Raw genomic sequence first — 2,922 nt, forward strand, 5'->3', positions numbered from 1 at the left:
TGGTTAAGCTAATAAGAGCACACGGAGGATGCCTAGGCACTAGGAGCCGAAGAAGGACGTGGCGAACGACGAAATGCCTCGGGGAGCCGTAAGCAGGCTTTGATCCGGGGATGTCCGAATGGGGGAACCTGCATGCGGTAATACGCATGTACCCGGCAGTGAACACATAGCTGCTGAGGAGGCATACGAGGGGAACTGAAACATCTAAGTACCCTCAGGAGAAGAAAACAATAGTGATTCCGTCAGTAGCGGCGAGCGAAYGCGGAACAGCCCAAACCAAGGGGCTTGCTCCTTGGGGTTGTGGGACGTCAACATGGATTGAGCAGATTAGGTGAAGCGGTCTGGAAAGGCCGGCCAAAGAGGGTAACAGCCCCGTAGCTGAAAGTCTGCAAAAATCCTAGACGGATCCCGAGTACCGCGAGACACGTGAAACCTCGTGGGAAGCAGGCAGGACCATCTGCCAAGGCTAAATACTCCCTAGTGACCGATAGTGAAGCAGTACCGTGAGGGAAAGGTGAAAAGAACCGCGGGAGCGGAGTGAAATAGAACCTGAAACCGTGTGCTTACAAGAAGTCAGAGCCCGTTAATGGGTGATGGCGTGCCTTTTGTAGAATGAACCGGCGAGTTACGTTCCCATGCGAGGTTAAGTTGAATAGACGGAGCCGCAGCGAAAGCGAGTCTGAATAGGGCGCATGAGTATGTGGACGTAGACCCGAAACCGTGTGATCTACCCCTGTCCAGGGTGAAGGTGCGGTAACACGCACTGGAGGCCCGAACCCACGAATGTTGAAAAATTCGGGGATGAGGTGGGGGTAGCGGAGAAATTCCAATCGAACTCGGAGATAGCTGGTTCTCCCCGAAATAGCTTTAGGGCTAGCCTCGGAGTCAAGAGTCGTGGAGGTAGAGCACTGATTGGGTGCGGGGCCCGCCAAGGGTTACCAAGTCCAGTCAAACTCCGAATGCCACAGACTTGTATCCGGGAGTCAGACAGTGAGTGCTAAGATCCATTGTCAAGAGGGAAACAGCCCAGACCATCGGCTAAGGTCCCCAAGTGTGTGTTAAGTGGGAAAGGATGTGGAGTTGCAAAGACAACCAGGATGTTGGCTTAGAAGCAGCCACCATTGAAAGAGTGCGTAATAGCTCACTGGTCGAGTGACTCTGCGCCGAAAATGTAACGGGGCTAAACACACCACCGAAGCTATGGCTAGAACCTTGTGTTCTTGGGTAGGGGAGCGTTGTATGTGGGTTGAAGGTGTACCGTGAGGAGCGCTGGACAGCATACAAGTGAGAATGCCGGTATGAGTAACGAAAAGACAAGTGAGAATCTTGTCCGCCGAAAGCCTAAGGGTTCCTGAGGAAGGCTCGTCCTCTCAGGGTAAGTCGGGACCTAAGGCGAGGCCGAAAGGCGTAGTCGAAGGACAACAGGTTGATATTCCTGTACCACCGTAAACCGTTATGAGCAATGGGGTGACGCAGAAGGATAGTGACGCGGACTGATGGATGTCCGTCCAAGCAGAGAGGCTGGTGTGTAGGCAAATCCGCACATCGTAAGGCTGGTCTGTGATGGGGAGTGAAAATTACAGTAGCGAAGGTCATGAGTTCAGGCTGCCAAGAAAAGCCTCTAGCCAGGGAGAAGGTGCCCGTACCGCAAACCGACACAGGTAGGCGAGCAGAGCATGCTAAGGCGCGCGGAAGAACTCTCGTTAAGGAACTCGGCAAAATGACCCCGTAACTTCGGGAGAAGGGGTGCCTCGGTAGGGTGAATAGCCCGAGGGGGCCGCAGTGAAAAGGCCCAAGCGACTGTTTAGCAAAAACACAGGTCTGTGCGAAGCCGCAAGGCGAAGTATACGGGCTGACGCCTGCCCGGTGCTGGAAGGTTAAGGGGAGTGGTTAGCCGCAAGGCGAAGCTATGAACCGAAGCCCCAGTAAACGGCGGCCGTAACTATAACGGTCCTAAGGTAGCGAAATTCCTTGTCAGGTAAATTCTGACCCGCACGAATGGCGTAACGACTTGGGCGCTGTCTCAACGAGAGATCCGGTGAAATTTTAATACCTGTGAAGATGCAGGTTACCCGCGACAAGACGGAAAGACCCCATGGAGCTTTACTGCAGCTTGATATTGGACTTTGGTACGATCTGTACAGGATAGGTGGGAGCCGTTGAAGCTTGAGCGCCAGCTTAGGTGGAGGCGCCGTTGGGATACCACCCTGATCGTATCGGAGTTCTAACCTAGTACCGTGATCCGGTGCGGGGACAGTGTCAGGTGGGCAGTTTGACTGGGGCGGTCGCCTCCTAAAATGTAACGGAGGCGCCCCAAGGTTCCCTCAGAATGGTTGGAAATCATTCGCAGAGTGCAAAGGCATAAGGGAGCTTGACTGCGAGACATACAGGTCGAGCAGGGACGAAAGTCGGGCTTAGTGATCCGGTGGTACCGCATGGAAGGGCCATCGCTCAACGGATAAAAGCTACCCTGGGGATAACAGGCTTATCTCCCCCAAGAGTCCACATCGACGGGGAGGTTTGGCACCTCGATGTCGGCTCATCGCATCCTGGGGCTGAAGTAGGTCCCAAGGGTTGGGCTGTTCGCCCATTAAAGCGGTACGCGAGCTGGGTTCAGAACGTCGTGAGACAGTTCGGTCCCTATCTGTCGTGGGCGTAGGAAATTTGAGAGGAGCTGTCCTTAGTACGAGAGGACCGGGATGGACGTACCGCTGGTGTACCAGTTGTTCCGCCAGGAGCACGGCTGGATAGCTACGTACGGACGGGATAAGCGCTGAAAGCATCTAAGCGCGAAGCCCCCCTCAAGATGAGATTTCCCAGTATGTAAGACCCCTTGTAGACGACGAGGTTGATAGGTTCGGGGTGGAAGCACGGTAACGTGTGCAGCTGACGAATACTAATCGGTCGAGGGCTTATCCAACT

At 54.4% G+C, this 2,922-nt stretch carries 1 rRNA gene; it reads left to right on the plus strand.

The features are described from left to right. The first annotated feature begins 1 nt into the window (after position 1). Positions 2 to 2,920: ribosomal RNA gene (locus tag CBW46_RS20855) — 23S ribosomal RNA — on the plus strand. Positions 2,921 to 2,922: the final 2 nt, after the last annotated feature.

This window comes from Paenibacillus xerothermodurans, assembly GCF_002220865.2.
GTDB lineage: Bacteria > Bacillota > Bacilli > Paenibacillales > NBRC-103111 > Paenibacillus_S > Paenibacillus_S xerothermodurans.